This window comes from Ramlibacter sp., from assembly GCF_035554825.1.
In the GTDB taxonomy this organism is placed as follows: Bacteria; Pseudomonadota; Gammaproteobacteria; order Burkholderiales; family Burkholderiaceae_C; genus Ramlibacter.
Genome location: NZ_DATMHS010000016.1, coordinates 1 through 20,492 on the forward strand (window position 1 = coordinate 1; position 20,492 = coordinate 20,492).

The 20,492-nt window shown below is 70.0% G+C and carries 17 protein-coding genes; 9 read left to right on the forward strand and 8 right to left on the reverse strand.

The features are described 5' to 3' along the window. Together VNT59_RS01515 and VNT59_RS01520 are read right to left on the reverse strand one after the other, a co-directional pair. The coding region (locus VNT59_RS01515; RefSeq protein WP_325495930.1) for an MFS transporter at positions 1-990 on the reverse strand (990 nt) is incomplete at its 3' end. Then, complete coding sequence (locus tag VNT59_RS01520; protein ID WP_325495932.1) at positions 987-1,826, reverse strand: DUF6279 family lipoprotein; 840 nt, start codon at positions 1,824-1,826, stop codon at positions 987-989. The genes VNT59_RS01515 and VNT59_RS01520, both read right to left, overlap by 4 nt. A 45-nt stretch (positions 1,827-1,871) precedes the next feature. On the opposite strand from VNT59_RS01520, the gene glmU reads away from it, so the two are divergent. Beyond that, positions 1,872-3,275 (forward strand): bifunctional UDP-N-acetylglucosamine diphosphorylase/glucosamine-1-phosphate N-acetyltransferase GlmU, encoded by a 1,404-nt coding sequence (gene glmU / locus VNT59_RS01525; RefSeq protein WP_325495934.1) that lies wholly within the window; start codon positions 1,872-1,874, stop codon positions 3,273-3,275. Here glmU and VNT59_RS01530 read toward each other — a convergent pair. Further along, positions 3,272-3,781 carry an Lrp/AsnC family transcriptional regulator gene (locus VNT59_RS01530; protein ID WP_325495936.1) on the reverse strand — a complete coding sequence of 170 codons (510 nt, stop codon included), beginning with the start codon at positions 3,779-3,781 and terminating at the stop codon, positions 3,272-3,274. The genes glmU and VNT59_RS01530 overlap by 4 nt on opposite strands. A 121-nt stretch (positions 3,782-3,902) precedes the next feature. On the opposite strand from VNT59_RS01530, the gene glmS reads away from it, so the two are divergent. From glmS to VNT59_RS01545, 3 genes are all read left to right on the forward strand, one after another. Beyond that, entirely contained in the window at positions 3,903-5,753 is a 1,851-nt protein-coding gene (gene glmS / locus VNT59_RS01535; RefSeq protein ID WP_325495937.1) for a glutamine--fructose-6-phosphate transaminase (isomerizing), read from the forward strand. A 533-nt stretch (positions 5,754-6,286) separates the two neighbouring features. After that, the gene (locus tag VNT59_RS01540; RefSeq protein WP_325495939.1) at positions 6,287-6,712 is read left to right on the forward strand and encodes a phosphate-starvation-inducible PsiE family protein; all 426 of its coding nucleotides are present in this window, start codon (positions 6,287-6,289) and stop codon (positions 6,710-6,712) included. After that, positions 6,709-7,686 carry a TerC family protein gene (locus VNT59_RS01545; RefSeq protein WP_325495941.1) on the forward strand — a complete coding sequence of 326 codons (978 nt, stop codon included), beginning with the start codon at positions 6,709-6,711 and terminating at the stop codon, positions 7,684-7,686. The genes VNT59_RS01540 and VNT59_RS01545 overlap by 4 nt, the downstream gene beginning before the upstream one ends. A 106-nt stretch (positions 7,687-7,792) precedes the next feature. Here VNT59_RS01545 and VNT59_RS01550 read toward each other — a convergent pair whose 3' ends face one another. The 3 genes from VNT59_RS01550 to VNT59_RS01560 all read right to left on the reverse strand — a co-directional run bounded on the left by VNT59_RS01550 (position 7,793) and on the right by VNT59_RS01560 (position 9,850). Beyond that, positions 7,793-8,389, reverse strand: a complete 597-nt coding sequence (locus VNT59_RS01550; RefSeq protein ID WP_414708326.1) for a fasciclin domain-containing protein — start codon at positions 8,387-8,389, stop codon at positions 7,793-7,795. A gap of 65 nt (positions 8,390-8,454) precedes the next feature. Further along, positions 8,455-9,246: an anti-sigma factor gene (locus VNT59_RS01555; RefSeq protein WP_325495943.1), complete on the reverse strand. Its 792-nt coding sequence runs from the start codon at positions 9,244-9,246 to the stop codon at positions 8,455-8,457. Between the two features lie 10 nt (positions 9,247-9,256). After that, positions 9,257-9,850 (reverse strand): RNA polymerase sigma factor, encoded by a 594-nt coding sequence (locus VNT59_RS01560; RefSeq protein WP_414708327.1) that lies wholly within the window; start codon positions 9,848-9,850, stop codon positions 9,257-9,259. Between the two features lie 190 nt (positions 9,851-10,040). Here VNT59_RS01560 and VNT59_RS01565 point away from each other — a divergent pair, with 190 nt between their 5' ends. From VNT59_RS01565 to VNT59_RS01575, 3 genes are read left to right on the forward strand one after another with little or no spacing between them, the layout of a single operon-like run. Continuing rightward, entirely contained in the window at positions 10,041-11,636 is a 1,596-nt protein-coding gene (locus tag VNT59_RS01565) for a DUF4331 domain-containing protein (RefSeq protein WP_414708328.1), read from the forward strand. Between the two features lie 12 nt (positions 11,637-11,648). Beyond that, on the forward strand, positions 11,649-11,912 hold the full coding sequence (locus VNT59_RS01570; protein WP_325495945.1) for a hypothetical protein: 264 nt from the start codon (positions 11,649-11,651) through the stop codon (positions 11,910-11,912). Continuing rightward, the gene (locus VNT59_RS01575; protein ID WP_325495947.1) at positions 11,909-12,562 is read left to right on the forward strand and encodes a DUF4198 domain-containing protein; all 654 of its coding nucleotides are present in this window, start codon (positions 11,909-11,911) and stop codon (positions 12,560-12,562) included. The genes VNT59_RS01570 and VNT59_RS01575 overlap by 4 nt, the downstream gene beginning before the upstream one ends. A gap of 237 nt (positions 12,563-12,799) precedes the next feature. On the opposite strand, the gene VNT59_RS01580 is transcribed toward VNT59_RS01575, so the two are convergent. Beyond that, positions 12,800-13,258 (reverse strand): DUF1854 domain-containing protein, encoded by a 459-nt coding sequence (locus VNT59_RS01580; RefSeq protein WP_325495949.1) that lies wholly within the window; start codon positions 13,256-13,258, stop codon positions 12,800-12,802. Between the two features lie 2 nt (positions 13,259-13,260). Next, positions 13,261-15,498 carry an ABC transporter ATP-binding protein gene (locus tag VNT59_RS01585; RefSeq protein ID WP_325495950.1) on the reverse strand — a complete coding sequence of 746 codons (2,238 nt, stop codon included), beginning with the start codon at positions 15,496-15,498 and terminating at the stop codon, positions 13,261-13,263. Positions 15,499-15,573: 75 nt separating this feature from the next. On the opposite strand from VNT59_RS01585, the gene cphA (VNT59_RS01590) reads away from it, so the two are divergent. Both cphA (VNT59_RS01590) and cphA (VNT59_RS01595) read left to right on the forward strand, forming a co-directional pair. After that, complete coding sequence (cphA, locus tag VNT59_RS01590; protein WP_325495954.1) at positions 15,574-17,787, forward strand: cyanophycin synthetase; 2,214 nt, start codon at positions 15,574-15,576, stop codon at positions 17,785-17,787. A gap of 7 nt (positions 17,788-17,794) precedes the next feature. Beyond that, on the forward strand, positions 17,795-20,374 hold the full coding sequence (gene cphA / locus VNT59_RS01595) for a cyanophycin synthetase (RefSeq protein WP_325495955.1): 2,580 nt from the start codon (positions 17,795-17,797) through the stop codon (positions 20,372-20,374). The last annotated feature ends 118 nt before the right edge of the window (positions 20,375-20,492 follow it).

Below are 20,492 nucleotides of genomic sequence, written 5' to 3' on the forward strand. Positions count from 1 at the left end.
GGTGATCATCGCCGCGGCGCCGCCGGCGGTCGCCCGGCCGGCGAAATGATGCGCCACCTGGACCATCGACAGGGTGTAGAGCGCGCCGCCGACGCCGCCCCAGACGACGCCCACCACCCACAGCAGCCACGGTGCGCGCCCGGCGAACGCGATCGCGATGCTGGAGGCGAGCAGCAGCAGCGCCGCGGTCGAGAACACCGCCGTCGGCCGGAAGCGGTCCGCCGCGACCCCGGCCGGGTACTGGCAGGCGAAACTGCCGACGCCGATCGCGCCGGCGACGCTGGCCGAGGTGGCCAGGCTCATGCCGGTGGCCGAGGCGTGGGCCGCGCTCACCGAAGCCAGTCCCGCTTCGAACACGCCGCCGATGAAAGCCAGGGCGGCCAGCAGCGGCACGGCCCGCAGCGCGTGCCAGGTGCCGGAGGCGGCGTGCGGCGGTGGCTCCTTGGTGGCGTGGTGGGGCAGGGCCGCGGCAATGGCGCCGCAGGCGGCGACCAGCACGACGCCGGCCCACAGCACGGGCCGCGCGCCCCAGCCGAGCAGCGCCGGCACGAACGGTCCCAGCGCCAGGGCCGCGCCCAGGCCGGTCTGGTACAGGCCCATGACCCGGCCGCGGCGTTCGGCTGGCGCTTCGCGCGCGAGCAGCGCTTCGGTGGCGTTCCACAGCGCGGCCGCGCCGATGCCGCCCGCCACCGCCGCCACCGACCAGGCGGCCAGACCGTCCCCCAGGGCGTAGCCGAGGATCGCGGCCAGCTGCAGCACGCAGCCCCAACGGTAGGCCCGCACGATGCCCCAGCGCGCCAGGACCCGCGGCACGACCGGGATCAGCAGCGTGATCATCAGGAACGGAATCATCGCGAACGCGCCGACGGCCGTGGTGCTGTAGCCGGCCTGCTGCAGGCTCACCGCCAGCACCGGCGCGGCCATCGCGAACGCCAGCACGATCAGGCTGGTGGCCAGCGACAGCCACCACACGACAGCGATGGCCGTCATCGTTGCGCGGAGAGCTCGCGCAGGTCGCGCTGATAGGCCCGCAGCCGCCGCACGGCGGCCTCGCGCTGCGCAGTCGTGGTGCTGTTGTGCAGGACCGCGAAGTGCCGGCAGCCTTCCCCGATCAGCGCCAGCTGGTGGCTGCCCGCGCCATGCTCCGGCGGCATCAACGCCCGGTCCAGCCAGCCTCGCAGCAGCCGGCGCGCCTCGTCGAAGGCCAGGCGCTCGGTCGTGATGCGTTCCAGCGTCCGCAGCGCATCCTGCCGGCGCCGCACGCGTTCGGCCAGCAGCCGCCGGGCGTCGAACACGGTCTGCTCCATGTCGCGCCGCAGGGCCTCGCGCTGCACGTCGTCCAGTCGGCCGTAGACCATCTCGCTGCGCTCGAGGAACCGCCGGTATCGCTTGTCCCGCTGTTCGGCCGCCGACAGCTTCAGCCATTCCCGCTCGTCATCCGCGTTGTTCTGTTCGTGGCGGCGGCGCAGGTGCTGGATCTGCTCGGGGGCCAGGCCCGTGGCGAGCGTCACGGCCGCCGGCTCGGCCCGTTGCGCGGCCGCCTGCAAGCGCTCGCGGAACCCCGAGACGAAGTGGCAGGCCTGCTCGGCGCTGATGTCGTTCGGGGCCAGCTCTTCCATCTCGCGCAGCATGCCGGTCCAGCGCGGCAGTTCCTCGGCGCGGTGCCATGCCTGCAGCCGCGCCAGGTCCTCGCGCACGCGCGGCGCCTGCGCGTCGCTGAAGTCGATGTAACTGTCGAGCCACCAGAACGCCACCGTGGCCGCGTTGTCGTAGCCGAGCTTGAGCGCGCTGCAGCCGGCCAGCCCCAGCCCGAGGGTCAGCAGCACGATAATCCGGGCAAGTCTGGCGACAGTCATCTGGAAAGGAAGTACATGACAGCAATCGACGTGGTCGTCATGGCCGCGGGCAAGGGCACGCGAATGAAGAGCCGCTTGCCCAAAGTGTTGCATTCTTTGGCCGGCCGCGCGTTGCTGCAGCACGTGATGGACACCGTGGGCGAACTCGCGGCGCGACAGGTGGTCGTGATCACCGGCAACGGCGCCGCCGACGTCGAGGCGGCGGTGCGCGGCTGGAGCCAGGGCAGCGGCCGCGAGGCGCCCCGGTTTGCCCGGCAGGAGCCGCAACTGGGCACCGGCCACGCCGTGCAGCAGGCCCTGCCGCTGCTGCCCGACGACGGCACCACGCTGATCCTGAACGGCGACGTGCCGCTGGTCGAGGCCGCCACCCTGCGCCGGCTGATCGACAGCAGTGGCGGCGGGCAGCTGGCGCTGCTGAGCGTCGAGATGGCCGACCCCACCGGTTACGGCCGGATCCTGCGCGATGGCGGCTCGGTGCGGGCCATCGTCGAGCAGAAGGACGCGAGCGAGGAGCAGCGCAAGCTGCGCGAGGTCTACACCGGTTTCATGGCGGTGCCCAACGCGATGCTCAAGCGCTGGCTGTCGCGCCTGACGAATGACAACGCGCAGGGCGAGTACTACCTCACCGACATCGTGCAGCTGGCCGTGGCCGACGGGACCAAGGTGGTGGCGATGCCGGCCGGCGATCCGATTCAGGTCGAAGGCGTGAACAGTCCCTTGCAGCTGGCCCAGCTGGAACGCGCGTACCAGCTGCGGCGCGCGCAGCGGCTGATGGAAGACGGCGTGCGGCTGGCCGACCCGGCCCGCTTCGACGTGCGCGGCGAACTGCTGTGCGGCCAGGACGTGCAGATCGACGTGAACTGCGTGTTCGAGGGCCGGGTGGCGCTGGCCGATGGCGTGCGGATCGGCGCGAACTGCGTGATCGCCAATGCGACCATCGCCGCCGGCGCCGTGGTCCACCCCTTCACCCACATCGACGGCGAGGGCGCCGGCGTCAAGGTCGGCGAGGGCGCGCTGATCGGTCCGTTCGCGCGGCTGCGGCCCGGCGCCGACCTCGGCCCGGACGTGCACGTCGGCAATTTCGTCGAGATCAAGAACTCGTCCCTGGCGCGCGGCGCGAAAGCCAACCACCTGGCCTACCTGGGCGACGCCGTCGTCGGCGAGCGGGTCAACTATGGCGCGGGCTCGATCACGGCCAATTACGACGGCGCCAACAAGCACCGCACCGTCATCGAGGACGACGTGCACATCGGCAGCAACTGCGTGCTGGTGGCGCCGGTGAAGATCGGCCGCGGCGGCACCGTGGGCGGCGGCTCGACCATCACCAAGGACACGGCGCCGGGTACGCTGGCGGTCGCGCGCGGCAAGCAGGTGGCGATCGAAGGCTGGCAGCGGCCGAAGAAGGCGCCCAAGCCCTAGGCTGGCGGCCGCGTGAGCGCCACCCGCGGATCGAATTTCGCGCGCCGCACCGAGAAGAACGTCTTGACGTTGCGCACGTTCGCGTCGCTCGTGAACAGGCGCTGCGTCAGCGCCAGGTACTCGGGCATGTCGCGGGTGTGCACGATCAGGATGAAGTCCGGACCGGGCGAAACGCGGTAGCACTGCTGCACGCTGGCGTCCTGCACCACCCGCGCCTCGAACGCACTTTGGTGCTCCTCGCCCTGCCGGTCGAGCGTGATCTCGACCACCGCCTGCAGGCCGTGCCCGAGCTGCGGCGCGAGCCGATCGACGTCCAGGATGGCCACCTGCCGCGCGATCAGTCCCGCCTCGTGCAGCCGCTTGACCCGGCGCAGGCAGGTGGGCGGCGACACGTGGACGCGGCGGGCGAGTTCCTGGTTGTTCAACGAAGCGTCCGACTGGAGATGGTCCAAAAGAGCCAGGTCGAGCTGGTCGACAGTGAAATCTGATTGCTCCCGCGTGGTCATTTTGGAATTATATTGTCCAGTGCATCGACGGTGAAATAATCGTCCACATGATCTGGTATTTAGAAGACATATTTCTTTACGATGCTTCTACAGTCCCACACTTCCAGTTGGGAGGTCTTCCATGTGTGGCATCGTCGGCGCCGTCTCCACGCGCAACATCGTTCCGATCCTGGTCCAGGGCCTGCAGCGGCTCGAGTACCGCGGCTATGACTCCTGCGGGGTGGCGGTCTACGCGGACGGCCTGAAGCGCGCGCGCAGCACCGACCGGGTCGCCAAGCTGTTGCAGCAGGTCGAAGAGGAGCACATCGCCGGCACGACCGGCATCGCGCACACGCGTTGGGCGACGCACGGCGCGCCCGCGGTGCACAACGCGCATCCGCATTTCAGCCATGGCCCGGGCCAGGACGCCGGCGGCAGGCCCGGCCGGATCGCGCTGGTGCACAACGGGATCATCGAGAACCACGAGGAACTGCGCGCCACCCTGCAGCGCAAGGGCTACGAGTTCAACAGCCAGACCGACACCGAGGTGATCTGCCACCTGATCGACAGCCTCTACGAGGGCGACCTGTTCGAGGCGGTGAAGAGTGCGACCGCGCAGCTGCACGGCGCCTATGCGGTCGCGGTGTTCTGCAAGGACGAGCCGCATCGCGTCGTGGGCGCCCGCGCCGGCTCGCCGCTGATCCTGGGCGTCGGCAAGGACGGCGGCGAGAACTTCCTGGCCAGCGACGCGATGGCGCTGGCCGGCGTCACCGACCAGATCGTCTACCTGGAAGAAGGCGACATCGTCGACCTGCAACTGGGCCGCTACTGGATCGTCGACAAGACGCACAGGAGTGCCGCGCGCGAGGTGCGAACCGTGCAGGCGCACAGCGGCGCGGCCGAACTCGGTCCGTACCGCCACTACATGCAGAAGGAAATCTTCGAGCAGCCGCGCGCGGTGGCCGACACGCTGGAAGGCGTGCACGGGGTGACCCCGGAGCTGTTCGGCGACGGCGCCCACCGCGTGTTCAAGGAAGTGGACTCGGTGCTGATCCTGGCCTGCGGCACCAGCTACTACAGCGGCTGCACCGCCAAGTACTGGCTGGAGAGCATCGCCAGGATCCCGACGCAGGTGGAGATCGCCAGCGAATACCGGTACCGCGAGAGCGTGCCGAACCCGGGCACGCTGGTGGTGACGATCAGCCAGTCGGGCGAGACCGCCGACACGCTGGCGGCGCTGCGCCACGCGCAGGCGCTCGGCATGAACAAGACGCTCACCGTGTGCAACGTCGCCACGTCGGCGATGGTGCGCGAATGCAAGCTGGCCTACATCACGCGTGCCGGTGTCGAGATCGGCGTGGCGTCGACGAAGGCCTTCACGACGCAGCTGGCGGGCCTGTTCCTGCTGACGCTGGCGCTGGCCCAGGTGAAGGGCCGGCTGTCCGAAGCGCAGGAAGCGGCGCACCTGAAAGCCATGCGCCACCTGCCGGCCGCGCTGTCGGCGGTGCTGGCGCTGGAGCCGCAGATCATCAGCTGGGCGGAGGATTTCGCGGGCAAACAGCACGCGTTGTTCCTCGGCCGCGGGCTGCACTATCCGATCGCCCTGGAAGGCGCGCTCAAGCTCAAGGAGATCACCTACATCCACGCCGAAGCCTACGCCGCCGGCGAGCTCAAACACGGCCCGCTGGCGCTGGTGACCGACGAGATGCCGGTGGTGACCGTGGCGCCGAACGACGCGCTGCTGGAAAAGCTCAAGAGCAACATGCAGGAAGTGCGGGCCCGCGGCGGCGTGCTGTACGTCCTGGCCGACGCCGATTCGCACATCGAGAGCAGCGAAGGCATCCACGTGATCCGGATGCCGGAGCACTACGGACCGCTCAGCCCGCTGCTGCACGTGGTGCCGCTGCAGCTGCTGGCGTATCACACCGCCTGCGCGCGCGGGACCGACGTGGACAAGCCGCGCAACCTCGCGAAATCGGTGACGGTTGAATGAGCCCGGCCGCTCCTGGGCAGCTGTTCCTGACAAAGGATGCCATCAGGCCGACATCGCTGCAACGCATCGTCAGTGCTTGAGCGGATCAGATCCCGCACCCGCTCCCTCGGTACCGGATCTGCCGTAAGCGGGCGGGCATCACACTCTTGAAGCGCTGCGAGCAGGTGGCGAGCCCGTGTCCACGAGAGAGGTCAAATGGACACGCGAAAACAAGTCAGGCGCCGGCGAACGGCCTGGGGCAATGCTCGACCGTCGCGTCGGCAAGAAAGGCACCGCGCGTCCCTTGGAAGTAGTGCGGTGACGTCTCGGTCGCCTTCTCGATGCATCCGCACCGATCGCGTCTCGGACGAGGCAGCGGCGCGCTGCGCCGCCAGAACGTGACTCGCACGCAGCGCGGCTGACCGCACGCAGCGCCGCAGCAGGCGGCGCGCGCGGCGAGGAGGCGGCCAGCTTCGTTGACGTGGATCATACCGTCGGCACCGGACAGAAACTATTGCTCTGTCGACCGATCCTGAAATCGACGGACCATGGCCGTGCTTGACAAGTTTGAATCAGCGATCACCCGCGTCCTGTTGGTGCTGATGTGTGTCGTGGTCCTGCTCGCGACCGTCGAGCTGGGCTGGATCCTGGTCACGGACGTGCTGACGCCGCCCCTCTTCCTGCTCGAGATCGACGAATTGCTCGGCGTGTTCGGCCAGTTCCTCGTCGTGCTGATCGGGATCGAGCTGGTGCACTCCATGAAGGCGTACGCGGACAGCCGCGAGATCCATCTCGAGGCGGTGCTCGTCGTGGCGGTGATCGCGGTCGCACGCAAGATCGTCGTCCTCGATCCCGACGAGTTGCCGCCCGCGGCGCTGCTGGGGATCGCGGCCGTGACGCTGGCGCTCGCCATCGGGTACTACCTGGTGCGGCGCAGCCATCGCGAGAACGGGCCATCGAAGGCGCACGGCGGGCCATGAACATCGCGTCCACCGGCACGCCACTGCTCTATCTGGGCTTCACGGTCCTCGTCGTGGCCCTGCTGGCGGCAGATTTCCTGCTGCTCAAGGCGCAGGGCGCCCACCGCGTGGGCGTCAGGGAAGCCGCGGCCTGGTCGGTGGTCTGGATCGCCATCGCCCTGGCGTTCTGCGGCTGGTTCTGGTGGTACCTGGACGCGCGCTTCCCGCGCGAAGTGGCGAACCAGAAGGCGCTGGAATACCTCACCGGCTACCTGATCGAGAAGTCGCTCGCGGTCGACAACGTGTTCGTCTGGATCACGCTCTTCGGCTTCTTCGCCATCCCGCCGGAGCTGCAGAAACGCGTGCTGCTGTATGGCGTGCTCGGCGCGATCGTGATGCGCGCCATCCTCATCTACGTGGGCGCGCTGCTGCTCGCGCGGTTCCACTGGATCCTCTATGTGTTCGGGCTCCTCCTGGTGGTCACCGGCGTCAAGATGCTCGTGTTCGCCAAGGACGAGCCCGACCTGCAGCGCAACCCGGTGCTGCGCTGGATGCGCGGGCACCTGAAGATCACCGACGAACACCACGGCGAGAAGTTCTTCGTCGCGAAGAACGGCGTGCGCTACGCCACCCCGCTGTTCGTGGTGCTCGTGCTCGTCGAGCTCACCGACCTGATCTTCGCGGTCGACTCGATCCCGGCGATCTTCGCCGTCACGGGCGATCCGTTCATCGTCTTCACCTCCAACATTTTCGCCATCCTGGGCCTGCGGGCGATGTACTTCCTGCTGGCTGAGACGGCAAAGCGCTTCCATCTGCTGAAGTACGGGCTGGCGGCCATCCTGATGTTCATCGGCGCCAAGATGCTGCTGCTGGACGTCTACAAGATTCCCGTGATGATCGCGCTGGGCGTCATCGGGCTGATCCTGCTGGCTTCGGTCGTGGCTAGCATCTGGCACTCGCGGCGCGCGCCCCCGCGAGCACGAATCGTCCCCTGATCTCGGGCTCCGGGCCGCCCCCCCGACAGGCTTTGACTGCCCGGGTTGCGCCCACGACACAACTATGAGCGGCGCGCAGGGGCGCGCTTGGGCCGCTGGCCGCGCCTCAGCCGGGCAGGAGCACCTTGTCCACGACGTGGATCACGCCGTTGGACTGGTAGACGTCCGACACGGTGACGACCGCGTCGTTGCCCTTGCCGTCCTCGATCACGACATCCTTGCCATGCATCATCGCCGTCAGCGTGCCGCCGCTCGCCGTCTTCAGCATGGCCTTGCCGCCGCCGGCGCGGATCTGCTCGGCGAGGGCGTGCGCATCGATGCGGCCCGGCACCACGTGATACGTGAGCACCTTGGCAAGCATCGGTCTGTTCTCCGGCTTGAGCAACGTGTCCACCGTGCCGGCTGGGAGCTGCGAGAACGCGGCGTTCGTCGGCGCGAAGACCGTGAACGGCCCGGGGCCCTTCAAGGTGTCGACGAGTCCGGCGGCCTTCACCGCGGCGACGAGCGTGGTGTGGTCCCTCGAGTTCACCGCGTTGTCGACGATGTCCTTCGACGGGTACATCGGCGCGCCGCCGACCATCTTCGTGTCGGGCATCGCGCCGGTCGCGTGAATCGGGGGGTGCGCTGCGCCAGCGTGCATGCCCATGCTGCTGCAGGCCGAAAGAGCCAGCGCGCAGGCGCCGGCGATGATGAGTTTTTGCATTCCGTACTCCTTGCAGGGCGACATGCCCGCTTCCAGTACGCAATGCGCCCGCGCGCGGATTCGGATCAGGAGGTCGGCACGACCGCACCCTTGAACAGCACCGGACCCGTGGGACCGCTGCCGGCCGGCACGCCACCCTTGGGCTCCAGGCTGATCGCGAGCGCAGGCACCTGCACCTGGTTTTCCGCCGCCGTGAGCCGGGCGACGGCGCCTTGCGGCAGCACGCCCAGCGAACGCGGCGCGCCGCCCGGCGGAAGCGCCCAGAGTTGCAGTGACTTCTCCGCGCCTTCGTCGTAGTTGCCCAGCCGCTTCAGCGTGAGCGTGTTGTGCTTCGGATCGAAGGTGACGAGCACCGATGGCGCCGAACGATCGTCCGACAACATCGCGACATAACGGATGTCGGGCGCCGCCTGCACCTGCGATGCGAGCTGCACGTTCTGCTGCGAAAGGGCCTGCCGGTCGCGTTCCAGCCGCGCGACGACATCGTCGCGCTCGCCGAGGCGCGTGAACAGCGACACGCTGACCGCCACCGCGGCGAGCGTCGCAAACGCACCCGCGATGGCGAAGCCGCGCCAGGAGCGGGAAGGCGCCCGGCGCTGCGCCTGTAATGCGCGCCCTTCGCGCTCGTGCGCGAGAGCGTTCTCGATGCGTCTCCAGACGTTCGCGCTGGGTTGCTGTCCGGGCTGCAATTCGGTCATGGCTGCAAATCGCTCCTGCCAGGCGAGCGCGAGCGCGCGCAGGCCGGGGATCTGGCGCGCCTGCGCCTCGAACCGGCGGCGGGCGCGCCCACGCAGGCTGCCGAGGCCGTACGCGGCGGCGAGGCGGTCGGCGAGTTCGGGGTGTCGCATCAGATCCATGGCGCCTCCTTCAGGCAAAACGCGCCATGCAGCCGCGTAGTTGATCGATGCCCCGGCGGATCCACGTCTTCACCGTGCCCAGGGGCAGCTTGAGCTGATCGGCCAGTTCGCCGTGCGACAGGTCGCGCAGGTAAGCGAGGCTGAGCACCTCGCGCTGGCGCGCCTCGAGCTTGCGCAGGCATTCGTGCAGCGCCCACGCCTGTTCACTCGCCTGCGCGGTGTCCATGGGGGACTCGGCACCGTCGCGCAGCGTGTCGGCCGCTGCCCCGTCGAGCGGCTGCGCGGTGTCGAGATGCTCGGACTTCCGTCGGCGCAGGAAGTCGAGCGAGCGGCTGCGAACGATCACGCCCATCCACGCGAGCGGCGGCGAGAGCGACGCGCGGTAAGAGTCCGCCGAACGCCAGATATACAGGTAGGCATCCTGCAGCACGTCTTCGGCCCATTCGCGGTTGCCGACCACGCGCATGGCCACGCCGTACATGCGCGCCGAGGTGATCTCGTAGATCCGGCGGAATGCCGCTTCGCGCTGCCCGAGCGGCTCACCACCGGCCGCGCCCATGCGCTCCACCAGTTCGATCAGGGCGCTGTCAGTGTAGTTGTCCATCTGCTTCCTGTCTGCAATACGCGCGCCGCGGGCGGGCGGATTCGGGCGGACTCTCTGTTGTTCAGCTGGGCATACGCAGCGAGGCACGCGTCGGATTCATTCCCCGGCGCACCGCGGGGTCGGCCGCACCCTGTGGATCCGGCCGCCTGCGCGCCGCGTATTGCCGCCACCGTCCACCCAAGGAGCATACATGCGCAACCTGCGTAAGGCATCCACCGTGATGCTGGCCATCACCACCCTGTTCGCGGCAGGCACGAGCCTGGCCTCGAGCCACCGAGAGGCGCCCTTCATCGCCACGAGCCCCAAGGTCGATGCGACCGACTTCTACATGTTCCGCAGCTACGAAGGCGTGGGCGCGGACGGCAGCGGCGGCCGCAGCGACTACGTCACGCTCATCGCGAACTACCAGCCATTGCAGTCGCCGTATGGCGGGCCCAACTACTTCCAGATGGACCCGAACGCGCTGTACGAAATCCACGTCGACAACAACGGCGACGCAGTCGAAGACCTCACGTTCCAGTTCCGCTTCCAGAACAAGCTCAACAACGTGGCGCTGGACGTCGGAGGCAAGAGCGTCGCGATCCCGCTCATCCAGGCCGGCACGGTCGCAAGCGTCAACGACGGCAACCTGAACGTGAACGAAACGTACACCGTCGCCCTGGTGCGCGGCGACCGACGCAAGGGCACGTCCGCGGCCGTGACCAAGGCGGGCGGCGGAACGACGTTCGAGAAACCCGTCGACTACATCGGCGTGAAGACGCTCGGCGACGCGAACGCCTACGCCACCTATGCTGCCCGGCACGTGCACGAGATCCGCATCCCCGGATGCCCGGCGGGCAAGGACGCCGGCCGCGTCTTCGTCGGGCAGCGCCAGGAAGGCTTCGCGGTGAACCTCGGCCCGATCTTCGACCTGGTGAACGCGCCGCTCGCGGTGATCAGCAACCCGGCCAACATCAATGCGGCCGCGGCGAACTCGATCCCGGACAAGAACGTCACGTCAATCGCGCTCGAAGTGCACAAGGACTGCCTCACCGCGACCCGCGACCCGGTGATCGGCGGCTGGACGACCGCGAGCCTGCGGCAGGCGCGGCTTCTCTCGCCAGCTCCGGCGGCGGCCTTGCAGGCATCGGAGAAGCCCGGCGGCGCATGGGTGCAGGTCTCGCGCCTCGGCCAGCCGCTGGTGAATGAAGTGGTGATCGGCCTGAAGGACAAGGACCGCTTCAACAGTGCGAAGCCGAAGGACGATGCGCAGTTCCTCGACTACGTGACGACCCCGACGCTGCCCGCGCTGCTCGGCCTCGTCCTCGCGAACAACCCCGCAGCGCTCGCGCCGACGAACTTCCCGCGAACGGACCTGGCCACCGTGTTCCTCACCGGCATCCCCGGCGTGAACAAGCCGGCGAGCGCGACCCCGTCCGAGATGCTGCGGCTGAACACGTCCACGAAGCCCGTCCCTTTCGCGGCGCAGAACCGCCTCGGAATCGTCGGCAGCATCAAGTCCAGCGGCAGCGACTTCGCCGGGTTCCCGAACGGCCGCAGGCCGAAGGACGACGTCGTGGACATCGCGCTCGTTGCGATGCTCGGCGGGCTTTGCATGGCGAACGGCGACGGCGACGCACTCAAGCTCAACACGATCCCGGGCACCGGCATCACGTCCGCGTGCAAGCCTTCCAGCGTTCCGGCTGGCGCGACGTCGCTCGACGTGCATGACGGCGTGGACCAGGCCGCCGTGCCCTTCCTCTTGGGCTTTCCCTACCTGAACACGCCGCTGCCCGGCGCGAACTGAAAGGAGGGCGCCATGAAGAAGACCTGGCTCACGATCGGCCTCGGAACTGCTTTGCTTGCCGCATGCGGCGGCGGCGGGGGCGGCAACTTCGTCCCGGTGCCATCCGCATCCAATGTGTCGGGGACGGACGTGCCCGTGTCCGCAACGCAGGACGCGAACGCGGCGTTCGAGTTCGTGTCTTCCGTTGCAGCCGCGAAGAGCGACAGCGCGGACCCGCTGAACGTGGGCGACGCGTCGCTCGCGACGAGCGACACCGACGAACCCAAGCCGCTGTGACGAAGCTGCACGCCGCGCTGCGCAGCGCCATGCTCATTGCGAGCATTGCCGTTGCGCCTTGCGTGCACGCGCACGACAGCTGGTTCACGCCGGACCTGCGCATGGTGACGGGCAACCGTTACCCGGTGGCGGACCTCGGCGTGCCGGCGGAGAACGTCGTCGCAAGCGCCTGCAGCGAAGGCACCTGCTGGGCGGAGCTGACGGAGCTCGAGGTCGAGCTCGATGCGAAGCGCGTCGACGTGTATTTCAACGAAGCCAAGCCGCCCGACAGCGTGCGTGCGCGGTGGCGCGATTCGCTCGCGAACGGCGCCCCATGGCGAGAGCGCTACCGGAAATTTCTCCGGGCGGGCACGGGCATGACACCTGCGGGACTCGACCTCGAGATTGTCGCCGCGAATGCGCCGGTCCACAGCGGCGCCGCGGCACGGTTCCGCTTGCTCGCGCAGGGCAGCCCCGTGCCGCACCAGCCGGTGGAACTCGTGAGCGACCGATCGCCCATCGGCATCTGGTCCCGCACGAACGAACGCGGCGAGGTCGAATGGACGCTTCCCTTCCGTGCACGGTGGCTCGTTCGCACCATCGTCATAGAACCCGGCGCGGGATCGAAGTGGCGCAGCCGCTTCGCGACGCTCGTATTCGACGCGCGTTGAGCGCGTTACTTTCGGCGGCGAGTCCGCAAGACGCCGCGGCCCGCAGGTCTAGGCTGCTGTCGGCCACGCTTTCATGCCTGTCGCCCCCGCCAGGAGTTGCCCGCCGAAGGCAACCTGTCGCCTCGACGGCAAGCGAGTGGTTGCGCGGATGTCCTTCAAGCCGGGAGCGGCCGCACCCACCTGGTCGTGCGTGCTGTTGGCGTCGGTGGAGACGGTGCCGCGAGGGCGGCAGCGACTCTACAGGAACCGCTCCAGCATCCCCCGCGACCGGCGATCCAGCCCCCACCGATCCGCGATCCGGAAGTTGATGCCTTCGGCGCTCGCGATCAGCAAGGCCCCGTCGGCCAGCCGCCGGATGTCCTCCTCGCCCTTCAGCACGAAGCGGGTGGGCCCACGGTCCGTCACCACGCTCCACGTGCTGGGCGTCGAGAAGCTGGACACCGCCTCGATGCGCAGGACCGTCGGGGCGAACTCGCGCCCCGCCAGCTCCTGCTCGATCAGCGCGCGGGTCGCGGGGTCCAGCGCGTCCAGGTGGGGCACCCACGCCACTTCGCCTCCTTCGACGCTCACCAGCGACAGGCCCTCCTCGGGCGCCGCCAGCGGAAACGCGCGCACCGGCACCACGCCCTCGTGCACCGTGGCGTCCGCCAGCGTCAGCACCAGGCGGCCGAAGGCATTGCGTTCGAGCTGGAACATGGTCATTTCCCCGCCGGATGGGCCGCATGGGCCGGTGCGGACAGGCGCAGGTCCTCGCCGCCGTCTTCCTCGTCGACCTGCCGCGCCTGCGCTTCGTACAGCCGCCAGTACGCGCCCTGGCGCGCGATCAGTTCGTCGTGCGGGCCGACCTCCACCACGCGGCCGCGGTCCATCACCACCAGCCGGTCGGCGCGGCGCAAGGTGGACAGGCGGTGCGCGATGGCGATGGTGGTGCGGCCCTGCACCAGGTTGTCCAGGGCCTTCTGGATCTCCTTCTCCGTTTCCGTGTCCACGCTGGAGGTGGCCTCGTCCAGGATCAGGATGCGCGGGTCGATCAGCAGCGCGCGGGCGATGGAGATGCGCTGGCGCTCGCCGCCGGACAGGCCCTGGCCGCGTTCGCCCACCATCGAGTCGTAGCCCAGGGGCAGGCGCAGGATGAACTCGTGCGCGTGCGCGGCGCGCGCCGCGGCCACGATCTCGGCGCGGGTCGCGTCCGGGCGGCCGTAGGCGATGTTCTCGGCGATGGTGCCGAAGAACAGGAAGGGCTCCTGCAGCACCAGGCCGATGTGGCGCCGGTAGTCGGCCACGCCGAAGCGCCGGATGTCGACGCCGTCGACCTGGATCGCGCCTTCGCTCACGTCGTAGAAGCGGCAGATCAGGTTGACCAGCGTGCTCTTGCCCGAGCCGCTGTGGCCCACCAGGCCGATCATCTCGCCCGGGCGGATGGCGAGATCGAGGCCGCGGATCACGCTGCGGTTGCCGTAGCGGAAGCCCACGCCCCGCAGCGCGATGGCGCCTTTCAGCCCGGCGATCTGCACCGGCTGCGCCGGCTCGGGCACGTTGGACACGTGGTCCAGGATGTCGAAGATGCGCTTGGCGCCGGCGGCCGCCTTCTGCGTGACCGAGACGATGCGGCTCATCGAGTCCAGCCGCGTGTAGAAGCGGCCGATGTAGGCGATGAAGGCCGTCAGCACGCCCACGGTGATCTCGCTGCGGCTCACCAGCCAGATGCCGAAGGCCCAGACCACCAGCAGGCCCACGTCGGTCAGCAGCGACACGGTGGGCGAGAACAGGCTCCAGGTCTTGTTCAGCTTGTCGTTGACGGCCAGGTTGGCCTGGTTCGCCTCGCGAAAGCGCTGCGCCTCGCGCCGTTCCTGCGCGAAGGCCTTGACCACGCGGATGCCGGGGATGGTGTCGGCCAGCACGCTGGTCACGTCGCCCCAGACCCGGTCGATCTTCTCGAAGCCGGTGCGCAGGCGGTCGCGAACGGCATGGATCATCCAGGCGATGAAGGGCAGCGGCAGCAGCGTCGCCAGGGCCAACCAGGGGTTGATGGAGAACAGGATCGCCGCCGTCATGGCGAACATCAGCACGTCGGTGGCGAAGTCCAGCGCGTGCAGCGACAGGAAGACCGAGATGCGATCCGTCTCGGAGCCGATGCGCGCCACCAGGTCGCCGGTGCGCTTGCCGCCGAAGTAGTCCAGCGACAGCTGCAGCAGGTGCTCGAAGGCCGTGGTGCGCAGGTCGGCCGCGATGCGCTCGGACACCAGGGCCAGCAGCCAGGTGCGCGCCCAGCCCAGGCCCCAGGCCAGCAGCGCCGACGCCAGCAGCCCGGCCAGCAGCAGCAGGACGTAGCCGGGGTCGATGCGCTGGCCGTTCTGGAACGGGATCAGCACCTGGTCCATCAGCGGGATGGTCAGGTAGGGCGGCACCAGCGTGGCGGCGGTGGAGGCGAGCGTCAGCGCGAAACCGACCGCCAGCTGCTTGCGATAAGGGCGGGCGAAGCGCCCCAGGCGCAGCAGCACCCAGGTGGACGGGGGGCGGGCGTCCTGGTCGCCCTCCTCGTCGGCGTCCCCGGGAGCTTCCGCCGACTCGGGCGCGCCCGATCGCAGTCGGTCGAAGCGCGCCACGAACTCCAGCACCGCGCGCTGCTGCGCCAAGGTGGAGTGCCACAGGGCCAGCCGCCCGGCGCGATCGAGCAACTCCAGCGTGCCGATGCCGGCGTGGTCGCCATGCCGCAGCACCATGCCGTCCGCCAGCTGCCAGTCGGACCAGCGTCCGTCCGCCCAGGCCAGCAAGCGCCGGTCGGTCAGCACCAGGCCGCCGGGGTTGAAGTGCATCGCCGCGTCGATGTCAACCGACAGGGTGGCCAGCACGTTTTCATTGTTGCCGAGCCTCGCGCCGAGCGCGTTGCGCCAGTCCGGGGCCGGCGCTGTGGCGGCCGGATAATTCGATTGCATGCGACGGTCGTTGGGAAACACTGGGGCCCGTACCCTGGCTGAAACGCGGATTCTCGCCCAAGCCGGCGGCTCCCCATGAGAAAGATTGAAGACATCCGACTGCTGCGCATCCACTATCTGCGCGGCCCCAACCTCTGGACCTGGCGGCCGGTGCTCGAAACCTGGCTGGACCTCGGCGCGCTGGAAGACTGGCCGTCGCACAAGCTCCCGGGTTTCAACGAGCGCCTTACCACGCTGCTGCCAGCGCTGATCGAGCACCACTGCGGCGTCGGCGAGCGCGGCGGCTTCCTGCAGCGCCTGCAGGCAGGCACCTGGGCCGGCCACGTGCTGGAACACGTGGTGATCGAGCTGCTGAACCTGGCCGGCATGCCCACCGGCTTCGGCCAGACGCGCAGCACCTCCCGGCGCGGCGTCTACCGCATGGTGTTCCGCGCCCGGGACGAGCAGGTGGCGCGCGCCGCCCTGGCGCAAGGCCATCGGCTGGTCATGGCGGCCATCAACGACGAACCCTTCGACGTGGCCGAAGCGGTGGCCGCGATCCGCGCCCAGCTGGACGACTCGTACCTCGGCCCCAGCACCGCGGCCATCGTGGCGGCCGCCACCGACCGGCGCATCCCGCACATCCGCCTGAACGACGGCAACCTGGTGCAGCTCGGATACGGCGCGCGCCAGCGCCGCATCTGGACCGCCGAAACCGACAGCACCAGCGCCATCGCCCAGGGCATCGCCCGCGACAAGGACCTGACCAAGCGCCTGATCGCCGGCTGCGGCGTGCCGGTGCCGGAAGGCCGCGCGGTCGCCACGCCGGCCGAGGCCTGGGAGGCGGCGCAGGACATCGGGCTGCCGGTCGTCGTCAAGCCCAGCGACGGCAACCACGGCCGCGGCGTGATGCTGGACCTGCGCACGCAGGCGGACGTCGAAGCCGCCTTCGCGGTCGCCGAGCCCCATGGCAGCGAGGTCCTGGTCGAACGCTACATCGCCGGCGACGAGCACCGGCTGCTGGTGGTCACCGGCAAGGTGGTGGCGGCCGCGCGCGGCGAGACCGCCTGGGTCACCGGCGACGGGCGCTCCACCGTCACCCAGCTGATCGACACGCAGATCAACAGCAACCCGCGGCGCGGCACCAGCGAAGACCACCCGCTGAACCGCCTGGACCTGGACGAGGACGAAGCCATCGTCGCGGACCTCGCGCGCCAGGGCCTGACGCCCCAAGCCGTGCCGCAGGCCGGGCGCAAGGTGCTGGTCCAGCGCAACGGCAACGTGGCCATCGACTGCACCGACCAAGTGCACCCCGAGGTCGAACACGTGGTCGCCCTGGCAGTGCGCATCGTCGGCCTGGACATCGCCGGCGTGGACCTGGTGGCGCAGGACATCTCGCGCCCGCTGCACGAGCAGGGCGCGGCCATCGTGGAAGTGAACGCGGGCCCCGGCCTGCTGGCGCACCTGAAGCCGGCCGTCGGCCAGCCGCGGCCGGTGGGGCGCGCCATCGTGGACACGCTGTTTCCCGAGGACGGCGGCCACGAACACCCCGGCCGCATCCCGGTGGTGGGCATCGCCGGCACGCGCGACACCACGCGCATCGCACGCCTGGTCGCCTGGCTGGGCCACCTGCTGGGCCGGCGCGTCGGTCTGGCCTGTGCCGACGGCCTGTACCTCGACCGCCGCTGCCTGCAGGCCGGCGACGCGCGCTCCTGGGACGTGTCGCACCGCCTGCTGGTCAACCGCAACGTGCAGGCCGCGGTGTTCGAGAACGACGCCCGTACCATCCTGCGCTACGGCCTGGCCTACGACCGCTGCATGGTCGGCGTGGTGACCGACCTCGACGGCGCCGAGGCGCTGGGCGAATTCGACGTGCAGGCGTTCGGCGCCGGCGCGTCCGAGCAGATGGCCAAGGTGCTGCGCACGCAGGTGGACGTGGTGCTGGACGACGGCGTGGCGGTGCTGAACGGGGCCGACGCACACGTCGCGGCCCTGGCCGCGTGCTGCGACGGGGAAGTCATCCTCTACGCCGCCGACCCGCAGGCGCCGGCCCTGGTGGCCCATCGTGGCGCCGGTGCGCGCGGCGGTCGTGCCGTCTACCTGCGCGATGGCCAGCCCGTGCTGGCCACCGGCAGCACCGAAACGCGGCTGGCCCCGCTGTCGGGCCCGGCGCGTGTCGGCCTGGCCGACGAGACGCTGCTCGCCGTGATCGCCGCCGCCTGGGCACTGGACATGCCGCCCGACCTGATCATCGCCGGCATCGAGACTTTCGATGCCCACCACGCGCCTTCCCCCGCGCAACCCGCCTGAGCCCTTCATGCACGTTTCCCGCATCCGCGCGCTGCGCGGGCCCAACCTGTGGAGCCGGCACACGGCCATCGAGGCCGTCGTGTCCTGCGCCGACGACGAGATCGCGGTCACCGACCGCCCCGGCTTCGAAGCCCGGCTGCGCACGCTCTTCCCGGGCCTGGGCGTCTTTCGCCTCGGGTATCCGGTGTCGATGGCCCGGGTGCTCGAGACCGCGGCGCTGTCGCTGCAGGTGGAAGCCGGCTGCCCGGTCAGCTACAGCCGCACTGCTTCGACGGTCGAACCCGCCACGTTCCAGGTCGTCGTCGAATACAGCGAGGAGCCGGTGGGCCGCCTGGCGTTCGAGCTCGCCCAGCAACTGATCGCGGCCACGCTGGACCCTGGCGCCAGCTTCGACGCCGGCGCCGCCGTTGCCCGCCTGCGCGAGACCTACGAGGACGTGCGGCTGGGCCCCAGCACGGGCTCCATCGTGCAGGCCGCGGCGGCCCGCGGCATCCCGTGGCGGCGCCTGACCGAGGGCAGCCTGGTGCAGTTCGGCTGGGGCAAGCACCAGCGGCGCATCTGGGCCGCCGAGGTCGACCAGACCAGCGCCGTGTCGGAAGCGATCGCGCAGGACAAGGAACTGTCCAAGCAACTGCTGTATGCCGCGGGCGTGCCGGTGCCCATCGGGCGGCCGGTGAGCGACGAGGCCGACGCCTGGGCGGCCGCGCAGGCGATCGGCTTGCCCGTGGTGGTCAAGCCCCGCGACGGCAACCAGGGCAAGGGCATCACCGTCAACATCACCACGCGCGAGGGGCTGGTGACGGCCTACCAGTCGGCGCTGGCGGTGAGCGACGACGTGATGGTGGAGAGATTCCTCCCCGGCAGCGACTACCGCCTGCTGGTGGTGGGCGACCGCCTCGTCGCCGCCGCGCGGCGCGAGCCGCCGCTGGTGCTGGGCGACGGCGGATCGACGGTGGCCGAACTGGTCGCCAAGGTCAACGCCGACCCGCGCCGCGGCGACGGCCACGCCACGGCGCTGACCCGCATCCGCATCGACGACATCGCCATCGCGCTGCTGGCCGCGCAGGGCCTCACGCCCGACAGCGTGCCGGCACGCGGGCAGCGCGTGCCGTTGCGCCACAACGCCAACCTGTCCACCGGCGGCACCGCCACCGACGTCACGGACGAAGTGCATCCCGAAGTGGCCGAGCGGGCGATCACCGCCGCGCAGACGGCGGGCCTGCACGTCTGCGGCGTCGACATGGTGTGTCGGAGCGTGCTGCGGCCGCTGGAAGAGCAGGGCGGCGGCATCGTGGAAGTGAATGCCGCGCCGGGGCTGCGCATGCACCTGTCGCCTTCGTACGGCAAGTCGCGCAACGTCGGCGAGGCGATCGTCAACCACCTGTTCGAGCCCGGCGAGGATGGCCGCATCCCGGTGGTGGCCGTCACCGGCACCAACGGCAAGACCACGACGGCCCGCCTGATCGCCCACCTGTTCGCCAGCAGCGGGTGCGTGGTGGGAATGACCAACACGGACGGCGTGTACGTCGGCGGCCGCCAGATCGATTCCGGCGACTGCAGCGGCCCCAAGAGCGCGCGCAGCGTGCTGATGCACCCCGACGTGGAAGCGGCGGTGTTCGAGACCGCGCGCGGCGGCCTCCTGCGCGAGGGCCTGGGCTTCGACCACTGCCAGGTGGCGGTGGTCACCAACGTCGGCGCGGGCGACCACCTGGGGCTGAACTACATCACCACCGTGGAGGACCTGGCCGTCCTCAAGCGCGTGATCGTGCAGAACGTGACGCCGAAGGAGGGCTATGCGGTGCTGAACGCCGCCGACCCGATCGTCGCGGCGATGGCGGACACCTGTCCTGGCAAGGTGATCTTCTTCGCCGCCGACCGCCACCATGGCGTCATGACGGAACACCGCGCCCTGGGCGGGCGCACGCTCTACGTGGACCCGGCGCTGGATGGCGGCTCGGTGGTGGCCGCCGAGGGCAACTGGCGCGGCCACGTGCCGCTGGCCGGCGTGCCGATCACCCGCAACGGCACCATCGGCTTCCAGGTGGAGAACGTGATGGCTGCCATCGGCGCAGCCTGGGGCGCGGGCCTGGACTGGGACACCATCCGCAGCGGGCTGGCGACCTTCGTCAACGATGCGGGCACCGTGCCGGGCCGCTTCAACGTGATGGACTACCGGGGCGCGACCGTGATCGCCGACTACGGCCACAACCCCGACGCGATGCGCGCGCTGGTGGCGGCGGTGGACGCGATGCCCGCGAAGCGCCGCTCGGTGGTGATCAGCGCCGCCGGCGACCGGCGCGACGAGGACATCCGCAACCAGACGGTCGTCCTCGGCGCCGCCTTCGACGACGTGCTGCTGTACCAGGATGCGGCCCAGCGCGGGCGCGGCGACGGCGAGGTGATGGCGCTGCTGCGCGCAGGCCTGGAGGGCGCCAGCCGCACCACGCACGTCGAGGACATCCGCGGCGAGTTCGCAGCGATCGACGCGGCGCTCGCGCGCCTGCGGCCCGGGGACCTGTGCCTGGTGCTGGTGGACCAGGTGGAAGCGGCGCTGGCGCATTTGGCGCGGCGCGTGAGCGCGGGCTGAGCGCTTCGGAGCTCCTTCCCCGTTGGGGGAGGTTCGGGGTGGAGGCCGCTCCGGGCCCGGGAGCGCAGGGGCCTTCCCGATCTCACTCGTGTTCTTGCCGCGGAACGTCCCCGACCGG

Bases quoted from the DNA above. Each gene is read 5' to 3' on its own strand.
- VNT59_RS01580 (WP_325495949.1), bottom strand. From the start codon at position 13,258: ATGTTCCAGCTCGAACGCAATGCCTTCGGCCGCCTGGTGCTGACGCTG.
- VNT59_RS01565 (WP_414708328.1), top strand. From the start codon at position 10,041: ATGCGCAACCTGCGTAAGGCATCCACCGTGATGCTGGCCATCACCACC.
- VNT59_RS01585 (WP_325495950.1), bottom strand. From the start codon at position 15,498: ATGCAATCGAATTATCCGGCCGCCACAGCGCCGGCCCCGGACTGGCGC.
- VNT59_RS01545 (WP_325495941.1), top strand. From the start codon at position 6,709: ATGAACATCGCGTCCACCGGCACGCCACTGCTCTATCTGGGCTTCACG.
- VNT59_RS01530 (WP_325495936.1), bottom strand. From the start codon at position 3,781: ATGACCACGCGGGAGCAATCAGATTTCACTGTCGACCAGCTCGACCTG.
- glmU (WP_325495934.1), top strand. From the start codon at position 1,872: ATGACAGCAATCGACGTGGTCGTCATGGCCGCGGGCAAGGGCACGCGA.
- glmS (WP_325495937.1), top strand. From the start codon at position 3,903: ATGTGTGGCATCGTCGGCGCCGTCTCCACGCGCAACATCGTTCCGATC.
- VNT59_RS01550 (WP_414708326.1), bottom strand. From the start codon at position 8,389: ATGCAAAAACTCATCATCGCCGGCGCCTGCGCGCTGGCTCTTTCGGCC.
- cphA (WP_325495955.1), top strand. From the start codon at position 17,795: ATGCACGTTTCCCGCATCCGCGCGCTGCGCGGGCCCAACCTGTGGAGC.
- cphA (WP_325495954.1), top strand. From the start codon at position 15,574: ATGAGAAAGATTGAAGACATCCGACTGCTGCGCATCCACTATCTGCGC.
- VNT59_RS01560 (WP_414708327.1), bottom strand. From the start codon at position 9,850: ATGGACAACTACACTGACAGCGCCCTGATCGAACTGGTGGAGCGCATG.
- VNT59_RS01555 (WP_325495943.1), bottom strand. From the start codon at position 9,246: ATGGATCTGATGCGACACCCCGAACTCGCCGACCGCCTCGCCGCCGCG.
- VNT59_RS01570 (WP_325495945.1), top strand. From the start codon at position 11,649: ATGAAGAAGACCTGGCTCACGATCGGCCTCGGAACTGCTTTGCTTGCC.